This is a genomic window from Verrucomicrobiota bacterium (assembly GCA_016871535.1).
Taxonomy (GTDB): domain Bacteria; phylum Verrucomicrobiota; class Verrucomicrobiia; order Limisphaerales; family SIBE01; genus VHCZ01.
Map to the genome: position 1 here is coordinate 1 of VHCZ01000157.1, position 14,675 is coordinate 14,675.

Consider the following 14,675-nt stretch of genomic DNA (forward strand, 5'->3'; position numbering starts at 1 on the left):
AGGGCTGGGGCGATTTCGCTTTCTGGCTTCGTTTCTCCTCAGTCGCAGAGCCCTGGCTATGCTCCTTCGTCGTGCCTCGCCAGAAAGCGAAATCGCCTCCAGCAAAACCGGAATTTATTTTTGCACAAACCCTAAGGCGTTTTAAGTTTTACGTTTTACGTTTTTGGGACGTGCTTTGCGTTTGTTTGACTGTTTGACTGCCCCCGCTGCCTGGATGCAGTATCCGCCCGCATACGGCCATGAGATTGTCCGTCATCAAGCCCGCAATTTCCTAAGGCGCATGGATACCTTTGGGATTCATCGCCCCAGGAACGTCGATTGGAAACGCGCGGCGGCCCTGCTCTACGGGGACTGGGGCACGAGCAAGGCCTACGTGATCGGCTTCGCCTTCAGCGGCGCCTTCGCCATTGGCCATTACCAGGCGCTTCCGATCATCGTGGCGGTGTGCGTTTTGACCGGCCTGGTGGCGTACAACTACGTCCTGGTTTGCAAACATTTTCCCGACGGCGGCGGCGTCTATTCGGCCGCGCGCAACCAAAGCCGCTTTCTGGCGGTCATGGGGGCGCTGCTGCTGGTGGCCAATTTCACCGTGACCGCGGCCATGAGCGCGTGGGCGGCGATGAGTTACTTTCGCGTGCCGGAGGCCTACATCGCCTGGGCCACCATGGGACTCATTTTCGCCATCGGCATCATCAATTTCTTCGGTCCGAAACACAGCGGGAGTTTGGCGATTTACCTGGCCGTCCCGATGGTGGTCGTGGTGATGCTTATCGCCGCTCTGAGTCTTCCGCACCTGTCCACGGCAAACCTGGAGAAGCCGCCGACAAAGTTCTCGCCGAATTGGCTGGCGTTCGTCGGAATGATCCTGGCGTTGAGCGGAGTTGAAGCCATCGCGAACCTGACCGGCGTCATGAAGCTGGACCCTGGGACAACGATGGATCAACCCCGCGTCGCGCGAACGGCGCGCATGGCAATCGTGCCGGTGGCTATTGAGGTCGTTGTCGGCACTGCGTTGTTGGGGTGGGCGATGCTGTCGCTTTCCCCGAACCTGGAGCCGCTTCTGGAACAGCGTTGGGAGGACATGCTGAGTGTGCTCGGCGAACAATACGGTACGCTCGCATTCGGCAGCGGGTTCGGAAAGGTATTTGGCATCGTCGTCGGTGTGGTGGTCGGTCTCCTGCTCCTGAGCGCCGTGAACACGGCCGTGGCCGCCTTGATCGGCCTGTGCTACATGCTGGCGCGCGATGGTGAAATGCCACGAACCTTCTCGCGGCTCAACGCCTACGGCGTGCCTCGCTTGCCCCTGGCGATCGCTGTCCTGCTGCCCATCCTCGTGGTCGAATTCTCGAACAACCTGGAATCCTTGATGGGCCTTTACGCCATTGGCGTGATTGGCGCGATCACGGTGAATCTGGGTTCCTGCACGTTCAACAAGGCGCTGCAACTGCGCTGGCCGGAGCGCGCGGTCATGGGCTTGACGTTCCTGATTCTCCTCTGCGTCGAGCTCACCGTGGCCAAAACCAAACCCGACGCGCTGTTCTTCGCCTGTTGTGTTCTCGGCGTCGGCCTGGGCTTGCGGAATTATGCCCAGCGGCGGGCGGGCTTGCGCACGTTGACCGTCAGCGAGGAAGTCGCAGCGCACGTGGCCCCGGAAGCGGTGCCCGATTTCCAGTTCAACCTCACGAGCGGCCAGACGATCCTCGTCGCGGCGCGAGGCTTCACACCCGTGCTGCGATTTGCGCTGGAAGAAGCCAAGCTGCGCGGCGGCTCCCTCTACGTGCTCTACGTCAAGGAACTGGCCGTCGCCCTGCCCGGCCCGCTCGAATCCACCGAACGCCCACGCTGGCAGGACGACAAAGTCGCGGCCGGCATCATGTATCGCGTGCTGGAGCTGGGCGGCAAAAGCGACGTGCCCGTGGTCCCGGTGTATGTCGTGAGCGACGATCCCGCTGCCACCATTCTCGACCTCTCCGCCACGCTTGGGGTGGACATGTTGATCCTGGGCGCCTCGCATCGGCGCACGATGACGAGCTTGTTGAAGGGCGACGTCGTCACGGAGGTCGCGAAGAATCTGCCGGAGAATATTCAGTTGATTATTCACGGGTGAGTGGCGTGCGTGGTGGGACGACGCTCCTGCGGAGCCCTGGAAGCTGATCCGAGCGCTCTTGAAATGAAAGCTCGGCGGGCGCAGCTCCGAATGAGGACGGTCAGAATGGCCGCTGGCATAGCGCAGATTTTCAATCTGCCGTATCGCGGAATTCTATTCCGCAAGGCACCGGAAGGTTTCCGGGGCCTTGGAGTTTTCCGACACGGGGCCGATTGCAAATCGGCGATACAGCAGAGTGAAACTCTGCGCTACGAACTTGGCGTTACTTGTCCTCATTCAGAGATGCGCCCAGTTCGGCGGGAATCCTCGCTCCACCATTGACGCCGAGGGAACGCTGCCTGATTCTGCCGTCCGATGTTTCCAGTCTCTTCCGCACCATGAAACTATCTTCTCCTTTCCTTGCCTTACTCTATTCGTTGACCGCTTCGTTCGCGTTGGTCGCCGCTGATAATACAGCCCCCGCCAGCAGCCAAAGCTCGGCTGATTCTGAGGACCCGGCGAAAATCTTCGCGGGCCTCAAACTTCGCCTGGTCGGCCCCGCGCTGATGTCCGGACGCATCGGCGATTTCGCGGTCAACCCGAAGAACCCGCACGAATATTATGTCGCCGTCGCTTCGGGCGGCGTTTGGAAAACGGTCAACGGCGGGCACACTTTCACGCCGATTTTCGACAAGCAAGGCGCCTATTCGATCGGCTGCGTCGCGCTCGATCCCAACAACGTCAACGCGGTCTGGGTCGGCGCCGGCGAAAACAACAGCCAGCGCAGCGTCGGCTGGGGCGATGGCATTTATCGTTCGCTCGACGGCGGCAAGCATTGGCAAAACCTGGGCCTCAAAGAGAGCGAACACATTGGCCGCATCGTCCTTCACCCCAGGAACAGCGACATCATTTATGTCGCCGCGCAAGGCCCGCTTTGGCGCAGCGGCGGAGACCGCGGCCTGTACAAATCCGGCGACGGCGGCAAAACCTGGCAACGCATTCTCCATATCAGCGAGGACACGGGCATCAATGAAGTCCACATTGACCCGCGCGATCCGAACCACCTTTATGCTTCGGCGTATCAGCGGCGCCGTCATGTCTGGACGCTCATCAATGGCGGCCCGGAGTCAGCAATCTACAAATCCACCGACGCGGGCGCGAACTGGCGCAAGATCACGAACGGCATCCCAACCGAAGACAAAGGCCGCATTGGATTGGCGATTTCTCCCGTGAACCCGGATGTGCTCTACGCCATTATTGAAGCGGCGGACGGCAAGGGGGGCGTGTTCCGCAGCACGGATCGCGGTGAGACCTGGGACAAGCGCAGCGAGTACATGACTTCCAGTCCGCAATATTACAACGAACTCTTCGCCGACCCCGTCGAGGTGAACCGCGTCTATGCCGAGGACACGTTTCTGCAAGTCAGCGAAGACGGCGGCAAAACGTTTGCGCGCCTCGGCAACAAGGACCGGCACGTGGACGATCACGCCTTGTGGATTGATCCCGCGAACAATCGCCACTTGCTCGTCGGCGGGGACGGGGGCATTTACGAAACGTTCGATCGCGGCGAGAACTGGCATTTCAAGGAGAATCTCCCGGTGACGCAGTTCTATCGCGTCAGTTCCGACAACGCCAGGCCGTTCTACAACGTCTATGGCGGCACGCAGGACAACAATTCCCAAGGCGGCCCCTCGCGCACGACCGATCGCGCCGGCATCACTTCGGCGGATTGGTTCATCACCGTCGGCGGCGATGGCTACGAGACGGTGGTCGATCCCGATGATCCGAACATCATCTTCGCCCTGTGGCAATATGGCGGCCTGGTGCGTTTCGACCGTCGCAGCGGCGAAATCGCGGACATCAAACCTCGCGAAGCCCCGGGCGAACCGCCGCTCAAATGGAACTGGGATTCACCATTGATCATGAGCCCGCACAATTCCAAGCGCCTTTACTTCGCCGCCAATCGCCTCTTTCGCTCGGAAGATCGCGGCGACAGTTGGACGGCTATCAGCGCCGACCTCACGCGCAGCCTCGACCGAAACGCGTTGCCTGTGATGGGGCGCATCCAGCCCGCGGACGCCGTCGCCAAGCACAAATCGACTTCCATCTACGGCAATTCCGTTTCCCTGACGGAAAGCCCGCTGGTTGATGGCCTGCTCTACGTCGGCACGGACGATGGCCTCGTCCACGTCACGGGTGATGGCGGAAAAACCTGGCGTAAGATCGAGACTTTCCCGGGCATCCCTGAAAACACCTACGTGAGTTGCCTCACCGCCTCGCGCCACCATGCGGACACCGTCTTCGCTGCGTTCGACAATCACAAGAACGGCGACTTCAAGCCTTACCTCCTGATCAGCACCAATCGGGGCCAAAACTGGAAGTCAATCTTCGGGAACCTTCCGGCGCGTGATGTTGTGCTTTCCGTCCAGCAGGACCACGCGAAGCCCGATTTGCTTTTCGCCGGCACGGAGTTCGGGGCTTACTTCACGATCGACGGCGGGAACCGCTGGACGAAATTCACGACGCTCCCGACCATCCCGGTTCGCGACATTGAAATTCAACGGCGGGAAAATGATTTGATCCTGGGAACGTTCGGACGCGGCATTTACATCCTCGACGATTACAGCCCGCTCCGGCTTGCGACGCCGGATCTGCTGAAGCGCGACGCGCATGTCTTCCCGGTAAAGGACGCGCTGCGCTACATGGAGCGAAGCCGTCTGGGAGGACCAACCGGACGCGGTTCCCACGGCTCGACCTATTACGCCGCACCCAACCCCCCGTTCGGTGCCGTGTTCACTTACTATCTCCGGGAAAAAGTTCAGACCCGGAAGGAAGCCCGCAAAGAAGCTGAAAAAAAGGCGGCTGAAGCTAAAAGGCCTTATGCCCATCCCACGCTCGACGAACTCCGCGCCGAGGACGAAGAAAAGACGCCGACCGTCTGGCTCGTGATCAAGGACGAGGATGGCCAGGTGGTCAATCGCGTGGCGGCGTCGCGCGAGAAAGGAATTCACCGCGCCGCATGGAATTTGCGATTTCCCAGCGCCGAACCTGTGAACCTCCGGCCCAGGAACCCGGACGAGGAAGCTTCCTACGAGAATCCCAGAGTCTCCGGTCCTCTTGCGTTGCCCGGCAAATACACGGTCACTTTGGCCAAGGAAGTGGATGGCAAGACCACGGACCTGTCCACGCCAGTCCCGTTCCACGTCGTTCCGCTGGAGCTGGCGACCTTCGCCGCCAAGGACAAATCTGCTGCGTTGGCCTTCAGTCAAAAAGTGGCGCGACTTCAGCGAGCAGTCGAAGGCACGGTGAGGGCCGCCGCTGAAATCCAAACCCGCCTTGACCACTTGCGGCAGGCCATCCCGCAAACACCCGGCGCCAGTCCCGACCTCCTGCTCGAGCTCCGGGCGCTGGAAGATCGCTTGCGCGCGCTGCAAATTCATTTGCGCGGCGATCAATCCCTGGCCAAACGTGAGGGACCTTTGCCGCCATCCATTTTGGACCGCGTGCAAAGCATCGTCGGCACGCAATGGCGCGTCACGTCCGCGCCCACCCAAACGCACCGCGATGCCTACCGTTACGCCGGCGAAGTTTTCGAGAAAACGCTCAACGGTTTGCGCGCGCTCGCTGAAAAGGACTTGCCCGCCTTCGAGTCCAAACTCGAATCCGCCGGCGCGCCGTGGACGCCGGGCCGCATTCCGCGGTGGGTGCTGGAGAAGGAGTAGAAAGGCAGCGCACCAAGCCTCGTCGATGCTCTTCCGGCAACGCAAAAGATGCATGACTGACGAAACTCGAAAGCGGCCTTCAAGTCCTGGTCCTCGTGATGAGGTCGTCGGACGCGCTGATAACCTGGGCTCGCAGGCCCCCCTTAACGACAATGTCGAAATCGCAAATTGATCGCGGCAACGTCGGCGACTAACTCCATTCAGTCATGACTTTCGCAAAGATCAGAATCGAATCCCGCGACGATTGCGCGAAGGCGCTGCACGGGCTGATGCAACGCGGGCGAGTGACCGTGTTGCGTGACCAGGTTCTCATTGTTCCTTCCCCGGCTCTCGAATGGCTGACCGCCGAGCGCGTCTCATTCACGCTCCTGGAGAGTCTTCACCACGACGATGTCGTTCAGACGCTACGAAATCATCTTACCCACGCGGTACAATGACGGCACTCCCATCGATCAGCCGAAGTTCTGGGAGACAGCAGAACAAATCGTAGCCCGGTTCGGGGGTGTCACCTGGCAACCGGAGATCTTGGCGGGTATTCGGGTCGGATTTCGGATTCGAGTTTCAGGGTCGTGCGGCGGCCCGTTCTTCTTTCTGCCACGCCGCCACTTGTTCTGGCGAAGCAGCCTGCCACACCTTGACCAACTGACCGAAGTCCCCTGTGACAATTCGTTGATTGTCCGAGGCAATGGCCACAGAAATGATCGGAGCGCTGTGCCCTTTGAGTGTGAGCAGTTCCCTCCCGCTGACAGTCTCCCACAACTTGGCCGTCCAGGGAGAAGGCCACAGAAACAATCTCAGCGCTGTGCCCTTTGAGCGTGAGCTGTTCCTTGCCGCTGGATGCCTCCCACACCCTGGCCGTCTGATCGTCACTGCCAGTAACAATCCGCTGACCATCCGCGGAAAAGGCAATGCGAAGGACTGGCCCACGGTGTCCGCGAAGCGTCTTCAATTCAAGGTGCGCCTGGCGTTGCCAGCAGTACCATTCAAACCCCCGGTCCGGATACGTCTCTGTCTCCTGCAACAATTGCCGCACGCGCCCAACATTGTTCTGTTCCCACGCTTGCTGCGCCAGGTTCATGTTGGCTACGTAAAGATTCCGCTGCGCGTCTCTGCGCAAACGCTCGGAGCGAAAATAGAGACCGGACATTCCGACCGCTCCGATCAGCAAAGCCGCCGCCACCGCCGCTGCGCCCGCGAAGGCAACCTTGTTTCGTCGCACCATGTTGCGGAAGCGATATGTAGCGCTCGGCGGACGTGCGAAGATCGGTTCGTTGTTCAAGTGCCGGTGGATGTCCATCTCCAGACCATTCGCCGTTTCGTACCGGCGCGTGCGGTCCTTCTCCAAACACCTCATCGCGATCCAGTCGAGATCGCCGCGCAGCAAGCGGCCAAGCGCAGTGACTTCCATGCCGCGGTTGCGCGCGATGGTCGTGCGCTGCTCGTTGTCCATCGTGGTGAGTCGCGTGGAGGGCCGTTCCGGTTCCTCCTGCGCGATGATCCGCTGAATCTCGGCGAAACCCGCGCTGCACAAACGTTTCTCCAGGAATGGCGTTGTGCCAGTCAACAACTCGTAAAGCAGCACACCCAACGAGTAAATGTCGCTCCGGGTATCGACATCGAGTTTGCTCATCTCGGCTTGTTCGGGGCTCATGTAAGCCGGCGTGCCAATCATCTGGCCGAGGTTGGTGAACAGCGTTTTCTCGGTGAGCTTTTGGTGCGTGGCCTTGGCGATGCCGAAGTCGATCACCATCGGCACTGGTTGGGCGTCCCGCAGCGTGATCAGCACATTGGAAGGTTTCAGATCGCGATGGATGATGCCTTTCTGGTGCGCGTGCTCAATGGCCTGACAAACGGGGAGGAAGAGTTCGAGGCGCTGCCGAGCGTTGAGATGATTCTTGTCGCAATATTCGGTGATGGGCACCCCGCGAACTAACTCCATCACGAAGTAGGGCCGACCGGCGGATCAACGCGGTGCACCCTCACCCCCAACCCCGGATGGGAGAGGGCCTGCCTGCGCCGCAGTCGCGGCAGGCAGGTGGTCGGAGACCGGGTGAGGGCTCTCGGTCGCGCCGGCGTCGAACACCTTGGCGATGTTCGGATGGTCCATGAGCGCGAGCGCCTGGCGTTCGGCCTCGAACCGGGCGATGACACTCCGCGTGTCCATGCCGAGCTTGATGATCTTCAACGCCACCTGGCGCCAGACCGGTTGCTCTTGCTCGGCCAGATAGACCACGCCCATGCCGCCTTCGCCGAGTTTTTCAAGAAGTTTGTACGGGCCGATGCGATCGCCGGGCTTTTCGGAAGGAGCGCGGACGGCCTCGTCCGCAGCGGGTGAGATCACAGTCGGGGCGTCGGGACTTTCCGGCGCGCTGGAAGGCTTCGGGGTTGCTGCGGGCGGGGTCGCCCGCGGTCCGGATCTGGCCTCGTGATGCTCTTGGAGAAGCGCCTCAACCCGCTGGCGAAGTTCAACGTCTCCGCAACAGGCTTCGTGGAGATAGGCCGCTCGCGCCCGGTCACTCGGCAATTGGAGCGCACCGTGGAAAATGCACTCTTCGCGATTGGGCTGCGCGCTCATGACGGCTGTGGGTTGCTCTTCTACCAAACAACTTGAAACGCCGCGAGGAAAAGGTTTGCTCCATTTGCTCCACGAGAATCACAAATCGCAGCGCTTAGAATCTGCGTCACGCTTCCGACGCGGTTCCTATCGCTTCCGATGGAGCTTCGAGGATTTGCGCGGTTCTCGTCGCGGTCTGAAGACAGTCAGAACGGCTGGCTCCAAGTCCGCCGTTCACCGTCCGCAGCACTTCTTGTATTTCTTGCCGCTGCCGCATGGGCAAGGCTCGTTGCGGCCAACCTTGGGCGGCGCGGTGAATGGCCGAGGCTCTGGCTCGGTGATGGCACCAGTCGTAAGGCTCCCCGTTGCGGATGGGATGGGAGCCGGCGGCTTCTCGGGCATCGGTTCCGAATCCTCTTCGTCCTCTTCGAATGGTTTGTCCAGGAAGTCCGTGGCTTCCGCCACATCGCGGATCGGCGCGTGCATCTCGACGAAATCATCCCAGAGCGAACCGAACTTTCCGGCGTGAGCGTCGGCGACGTGACTGGCATCCACATCAAATTCGTCCAACAAACCGCGGGCAAACACCGCGTCCATCTGCGGCCGCAGTTCCCACGCCTCCAAACCGCACGCCAGATTCACGATCGAGGACCAGGTGTAATGGCTGGCCTCGGCTTTGTGTCGCCCAGAAAGGAGTTCGCGCAAATACACGACCAATTCGGAGCGCGAGCGTTCCTCCCACGCCACCAGACAGCCGAGCGCGTTCAGGGCCGCCGCTCGACAGAACTCCTCCAGTCAACCGTCAGCCGAAACAACGCGGGGACCAAGATCCAATCCAGCGCCTGCTGTTGCGCGCTGCTGAAGTACTGCTTGGTCCGCGGGATGGACGTCAAAGCTCGTAGCGCAGAGTTGCACTCTGCCGTATCGCAGAATTGTGTTCTGCGGGGCGTCTCCAAGTCCGAGCACGCTGGGACTTGCCGGCGCCCTGCCGATTGGAAATCGGCGATACCGCAGATTGAAAATCTGCGCTACGGTTCTCCGGTCGATCTGTCGTCAATCCCACGGTCTGCACAGTAAGCGACGCAGACTCCGCGCAGCAAGTCATCCTACCGAGCACCGGCCAGGAGCGGTTGAATGCTTGGAACCGCCGCAGGTCCCGTTGGCTTCGGCAGACTCTCAATGGCCTTCATCACGGGCTCGAAGTGCCGCTCGACCTCCACCTGCGAAAGCTGTCGTAGTGGATGGCCTGCTTCTCGCCGAATGACCTCCGCCAGCTGTGCGGCCAGGTCTGTCACCTCGGTCACGTGTTCTTCAATCGCCTGATTCACCATGGGAGCACGCCCTGAACGCTGCGCGCTGGGATCGCCCGCCACCGGACAGTCCGCCATCAACTGGGCCAGGTGCGGTTGCTCATCCAGAAATCGTTTGTGAAAACGCTGCGCGAACTTCAGGGGTTGGCAACAGAGGGCCTTCCACTGCGCCAGGGCACGTTCGCTGGAGATCGAGTGCGATTGAAAGTGTCGGTCAGCGACTCCGATCGTCTTCCCCTCTCCCGGCGAGGAACGAGCGGGGAGAGTTGGAGAGAGCGGTTTCTTGGAAACATGAGGAGTGATCCAACGCGCCTCCTCACCTCAACCCTCTCCTCCCTTCGGGAAGAGAGGGAGAAGACTTCGGCGCCCACGTGGCGGCGCCGTCAATACTTCAACTCGTTGTATTCGCCGCGCCGGGCTTGCGGGCCGGCCGAGTGTCGGGTTCCGTCCGGCAGGACGATCCAGACAGAATCAAAATCCATTTGCTTCAAACAAATCGAGCCAGCCGTCGCGGTCGAAATCCAGAAACGCCGCGCTGCTGCTCCACAACCAAGACTCCTCCACGCCGCTGGCCTCGGTGTGATTGGCAAAGGTGCCGTCCTTGCGATTCAGCCACCAGGTGTTCGATCCGTAATTGGTCACGTAGAAATCGGAGCCGAGAAATTTTCGCGCGAGAAAGAGGGATTCGCGACATGCGCGTTCCTTCATAGATTCCGGAGAGTCGGGAGCAACCTTTTATGAGCGCGTTATGGGAAGCTTCCTTGGTTTTAGAACCATGATCGCCCATGAACCTGAGACCGGGCGGACCGCAGCCTTTAGGCGCCTTTAGGCTGCTTCCGCGCACTCTCCGCAGTCGAGCGTCGAAGCGGCCTAAAGGCCACGGTCCGGGAGACGGGTTCATGGGAAGCGTGAAACCTGGGCGGACGGCAGAGGCGCGGGGCTTTTCAAACCTGGCTCTGGTGTGGACAGGCAAGTTCACGGTTTTGGATATCGGGAATCGGGAACAGTTTTTCTCTCGAACTGGAACTGAATCCAACTTACACTCCCGCTCATCGAAACTCGACCCCTATGCACCTGCCTCGTAAATCCATTCCGATTCCCTCCCGGCCTTTTGCGGCGCGGTTGCGGCCCGCTTTTACGCTGATTGAATTGCTGGTCGTGATCGCGATCATCGCCATTTTGGCGGCGATGTTGTTGCCGGCTTTGGCGGCAGCCAAGGAACGCGCCCGGCGCTCCAAATGCAGCAACAACCTCCGGCAGGTCGGACTGGCGGTGCAAATGTATGCCGACGACAACAACGACAACATTCCCCAACATCCCCCGGAAGGCGCCTGGTTGTGGGACGTGCATCGTTTGACCGTGGAAGCGTTGATTTCCTCGGGCGCGGGGCGGGAGACTTTTTACTGTCCAGGCTTCATGCCCTCGGTGGATTCCAAAGACCTGTGGTGGTATGGCGGCAATGCCGCCAACGTCACGGCCACCAAAAGGATCATTGGCTACTCCTGGTTGGGAAAGCGCCTCAACGCCTCCTCGATGGACACCCGGATCCACGCCGGGGGCAAGGAATTCCGGACCAAAGTCAGCACTTCCACCAATGTCGTCGAAAGCGAGTTAATCGCCGACGCGGTCTTGTGCGTGGGCAGCCCGCCGGACTTCATGAACATTCCCAGCGGCATTCATCCGAGCGGGAAACATCGGAATCCGCATCTTGTCAGCAAACGCGCGGCCGGCGGCAATATCCTCTTTCTGGACGGCCACGTCGCCTGGCGCAAGCTCATCGAGATGAAGGAACGCTACAACACCGACGACCGCAACGTGCGGTTCTGGTTTTAGGCGCAATCCGGCGCATCCACAAGTTGGCCGTGGCCGTAGCGCAGATTGCCAATCTGCTGTATCGCCGATTTATAATCGGCAAGGCGTCGGCAAGCTCCCAGGCCCCTGGACTTGTCGGCGGTTCGCAGAAAGCAATTCTGCGATACGGCAGAGTGCAACTCTGCGCTACGAGGACAGAATCACTGATAAACTTGTGGATGCACTGAGCGCGATTGTGCCAACGCTGGCTACCTTACGGCGGGTTCTAACGGCGCTGTTTCCACCCGGAAGAATTGGAGGATTGGATTCGTGGCCGGCGTAAACCATTCCGTTTCGGGAAAACGTCCCGGCACATTCGTGACCAAAGTCAGCAGCCGCGCCGCGTCCACGCCGACTTTGACCTCGTAACTCCGATTGCTCGCGCTGGGCCAGCTCAGTCGCAGCACCTGGCTGCTCCAGCGCGAAAGATCCAGTTCGAACGGAGTGTCTGACACCTGCGGGTTCGTGCCCATGATTTGCTCGCGCGCGTTGGCGTAACCGTCTTGGTCGGGATCGTCCAGCGGACCCTGCGCGAGCGTTTGCAGGCGCCGCATTTCCCACGCGTCATCCAGGGCGTCGCCGTCGTTGTCCGCGATCGGCACGCCGGAAATGATCAAGCTCACGCTCTTGACGGTGCCCAGGCCGCGCGCATCGAGATCGCCCACGGAGATCGTCCACGTGCCGGCGCTGCTTTCGTAGAAGTGGTGCACGGAGTAATAGGTCCAGTCGCGCGGGCCGGGTGAATCATCGCTGCTCCATCTTTGCAGGACGCTTCGCCCGCCGCCGGGCGCTTGCAGCGTGATCCGCAGATCGCCGCGCGTGGTGTGATCCGTGTCGATGCGCACGCCCACGTGCTCGCAGAGAATTGATTCCTTCACCGTGAAGGAAAAACTGACGGACTGAAACGCGAGCTGCGCTTGAGCGGTTGAATTGGTCGCCAGAAAGTCGCGCAAGGCTTCTCCATCCGCCTGGCTGATGAATACGCCGGGGATCCGGGAGAATTCCGTCGCTCCCATGATCAACCGCGCCGTCGCGTCGCGGTTGTTATAGACGATGGCGAAGGATGCGCCGGCGGCGGCGGCCAGCGACAGTTTCTCGCAGAAATAATTCTCCCCTCGCTGAATGAGAGCCGCACGGCCTTTCACGTCCGCTTTAATTCCCGCGGAGGTCGTTCCAAGCTCCACCAGAGGCGTCACTGGCGTCGGCGAATCCGGAAAAAGTCCCAGCGCCGGCAGCGCGACGATGGATTGGAGATTCGCCGGAACTGAACTGCCGGCGACCAGGACTCGCAATCCCTGATCCGGGATCACCACGGACATGTTCGACGTGTAGGTCGCGCGCGCCAGAGGCGGTCGATTCGGCCAGGTGCGGGCCAGCCGTACGGCGAGGCCGGCGTCGGGAACCCCGAAGCCGAGGTTATGGCTGACGCGGAAGCCCGCGCGATTGGTGCGGACACCCGGATCCGCCAGGTCCACGTGACGCGCCGCGTGAATCAGGATTTGTTGGACGTCGCGATAAGTCAGTTTGTTGTTCGCGCCCAAAATGAGCGCGGCCAGCCCGGCGATTTGCGGAGCCGCCGCCGACGTGCCGCTGAAGCCGGTTGAATCGAAAGCGTAGTTGGCCAGATCATTCGTGTAGGAATTTCCGTTGAACCCGAACACGCCAACGCGATCCGTTGTCAGCAGGTTCGGCGAACTTCTGCTGCACGCCGTCGATTCTTCATCGACGTCCCCGCTGGGCGCCGCGACCAGCAAATTCGCGCCCGGCGCGCTGTAGCGGGTGACGCGCCCATCCAACCGCACCGCAGCGACGGCGATGGCGCGCGGGTCAGCGAGGTAGCCGTCGTCATTCGCGTCGTGGCTTCGCGTGCGTCCGTTGCCGCCGGCGCGCACCATGACCACGCCGCGGCCCTGACGTCCGAAAGTGACCGCGTTGGAAATCGCCAGGTTCTCCAGGGCGCTCGCGCGAAGCTGCTCTTTGCCATCCTTGCCCCAGCTATGATTCTGAACGCTGACGACGTTGGATTGATATTGAAACATGTCCATCAACGCTTCGTCGCTGATCTCCAAACGGTCTTGATCGCTGAACAGAACCCAGCTTGCCAGGCTGGCCTCGGGAGCGACGCCGGAGATGCCAATCTTGTTGCCGCCTTTCGCCGCGGCCAGTCCGGCCACCGCTGTGCCGTGATTCGAGATGGGACCGGCGGGCAAGCCGTTGGTGCGTTGGTGGTAGAAATCATAGTGCAGCCGCGCCTGGCTTTGAGGAGCCAGATCGGGATGCTCGAAGTCCACGCCGTCGTCCGCGAGAGCAATGATCACGCCCTGGCCCCGGCTGTAGGGCCAGGCTGCGCGCACGTTCAGATCAATGCCCAGGGGCGATCCATTGGTGTCGCGGTTCTCCAGATAAGGTTGCCATTCGGTGTTGGGCCGGTCGGGTTGAAAAAAATAGCGATCGTTCGGTTGCGGAGCGTACTTGCCGGAGAATTTTTTCGGACGCATCGCCACGGGATAGGCCGCCGCAACACGCGCGTCCTGGCTCAGCGCCTGGGCTTCGTGCAAACCGGTCCAGGCATCGGGCGATTCGAGGATGAACAGAGTCTCCGTCAAACGGCGAGCAAGCTGCATTGGCCGATCTTGCGTAATCTGCGTGAGATCGTCCGGCTGCTTGAGTTGAAGCACGATTCGTTTGCCCAGTTTGATGTAATCGGCGGAGGACGATCTGTGATCGGGCCAGGCTTTGAGCCAATCCATCTTCGGAGAGAGACTCTTCCGATTCAACCCCGTGCCGGATGGCTTCTCAACCCGGTACGCGACACCCAGTGCTTCGCGGAACTCAAAGCGGACTGCGGACGAACCGGGCAATTCCTGCCCAGCAACAGCGACGAAGCTCAGTTGAAAGATGAACCCACAGTTCAGAATAAACCGCATGACGAGAGCCAACGATAGCAAGATACATTCCCTGGGCGAGCCTCAATCCAACGGCGCAAGCAAGGTGGGGCGAGTCCGTCCCGGCGAGCCGCTCGACGGGCTTGGAACACGTCCGACTCGGCTCGCTGGGGACAGGCTCGCCCTACCAGATTCCTGGGACGTGCCGCAAAACCGTGTGGCAACCGGCTGCGCGGCAACGCCGCCCTACCGGGTTTGGGAAGTTTC

General features: G+C 60.8%; 7 protein-coding genes and 2 pseudogenes. 4 read left to right on the top strand and 5 right to left on the bottom strand.

From position 1 onward, the window contains the following. Window positions 1-280 precede the first annotated feature (280 nt). The 3 genes from FJ398_18305 (at window position 281) to FJ398_18315 (ending at window position 6,245) form a co-directional block, all read left to right on the top strand. Window positions 281-2,107: an amino acid permease gene (locus tag FJ398_18305; protein ID MBM3839884.1), complete on the top strand. Its 1,827-nt coding sequence runs from the start codon at window positions 281-283 to the stop codon at window positions 2,105-2,107. Between the two features lie 377 nt (window positions 2,108-2,484). Next, window positions 2,485-5,808 carry a glycosyl hydrolase gene (locus tag FJ398_18310; GenBank protein MBM3839885.1) on the top strand — a complete coding sequence of 1,108 codons (3,324 nt, stop codon included), beginning with the start codon at window positions 2,485-2,487 and terminating at the stop codon, window positions 5,806-5,808. A 206-nt stretch (window positions 5,809-6,014) separates the two neighbouring features. Then, window positions 6,015-6,245 carry a hypothetical protein gene (locus FJ398_18315; protein ID MBM3839886.1) on the top strand — a complete coding sequence of 77 codons (231 nt, stop codon included), beginning with the start codon at window positions 6,015-6,017 and terminating at the stop codon, window positions 6,243-6,245. Window positions 6,246-6,997: 752 nt separating this feature from the next. On the opposite strand, the pseudogene FJ398_18320 reads toward FJ398_18315, so the two are convergent. From FJ398_18320 to FJ398_18335, 4 genes and pseudogenes are all read right to left on the bottom strand, one after another. After that, window positions 6,998-8,383, bottom strand: a pseudogene (locus FJ398_18320) (serine/threonine protein kinase). 213 nt (window positions 8,384-8,596) lie between these two features. Continuing rightward, a pseudogene (locus FJ398_18325) lies at window positions 8,597-8,686 on the bottom strand (SEC-C domain-containing protein). 782 nt (window positions 8,687-9,468) lie between these two features. Beyond that, a complete protein-coding gene (locus tag FJ398_18330; GenBank protein MBM3839887.1) occupies window positions 9,469-9,750 on the bottom strand; it encodes a hypothetical protein in 282 nt (93 codons plus the stop codon). A 393-nt stretch (window positions 9,751-10,143) separates the two neighbouring features. After that, window positions 10,144-10,380 carry a VCBS repeat-containing protein gene (locus FJ398_18335; GenBank protein MBM3839888.1) on the bottom strand — a complete coding sequence of 79 codons (237 nt, stop codon included), beginning with the start codon at window positions 10,378-10,380 and terminating at the stop codon, window positions 10,144-10,146. A 360-nt stretch (window positions 10,381-10,740) separates the two neighbouring features. Here FJ398_18335 and FJ398_18340 point away from each other — a divergent pair, with 360 nt between their 5' ends. Then, entirely contained in the window at window positions 10,741-11,505 is a 765-nt protein-coding gene (locus FJ398_18340) for a DUF1559 domain-containing protein (GenBank protein MBM3839889.1), read from the top strand. Between the two features lie 227 nt (window positions 11,506-11,732). On the opposite strand, the gene FJ398_18345 is transcribed toward FJ398_18340, so the two are convergent. Next, window positions 11,733-14,450, bottom strand: coding sequence for a hypothetical protein (locus FJ398_18345; GenBank protein ID MBM3839890.1), 2,718 nt, complete (start codon window positions 14,448-14,450; stop codon window positions 11,733-11,735). Window positions 14,451-14,675: the final 225 nt, after the last annotated feature.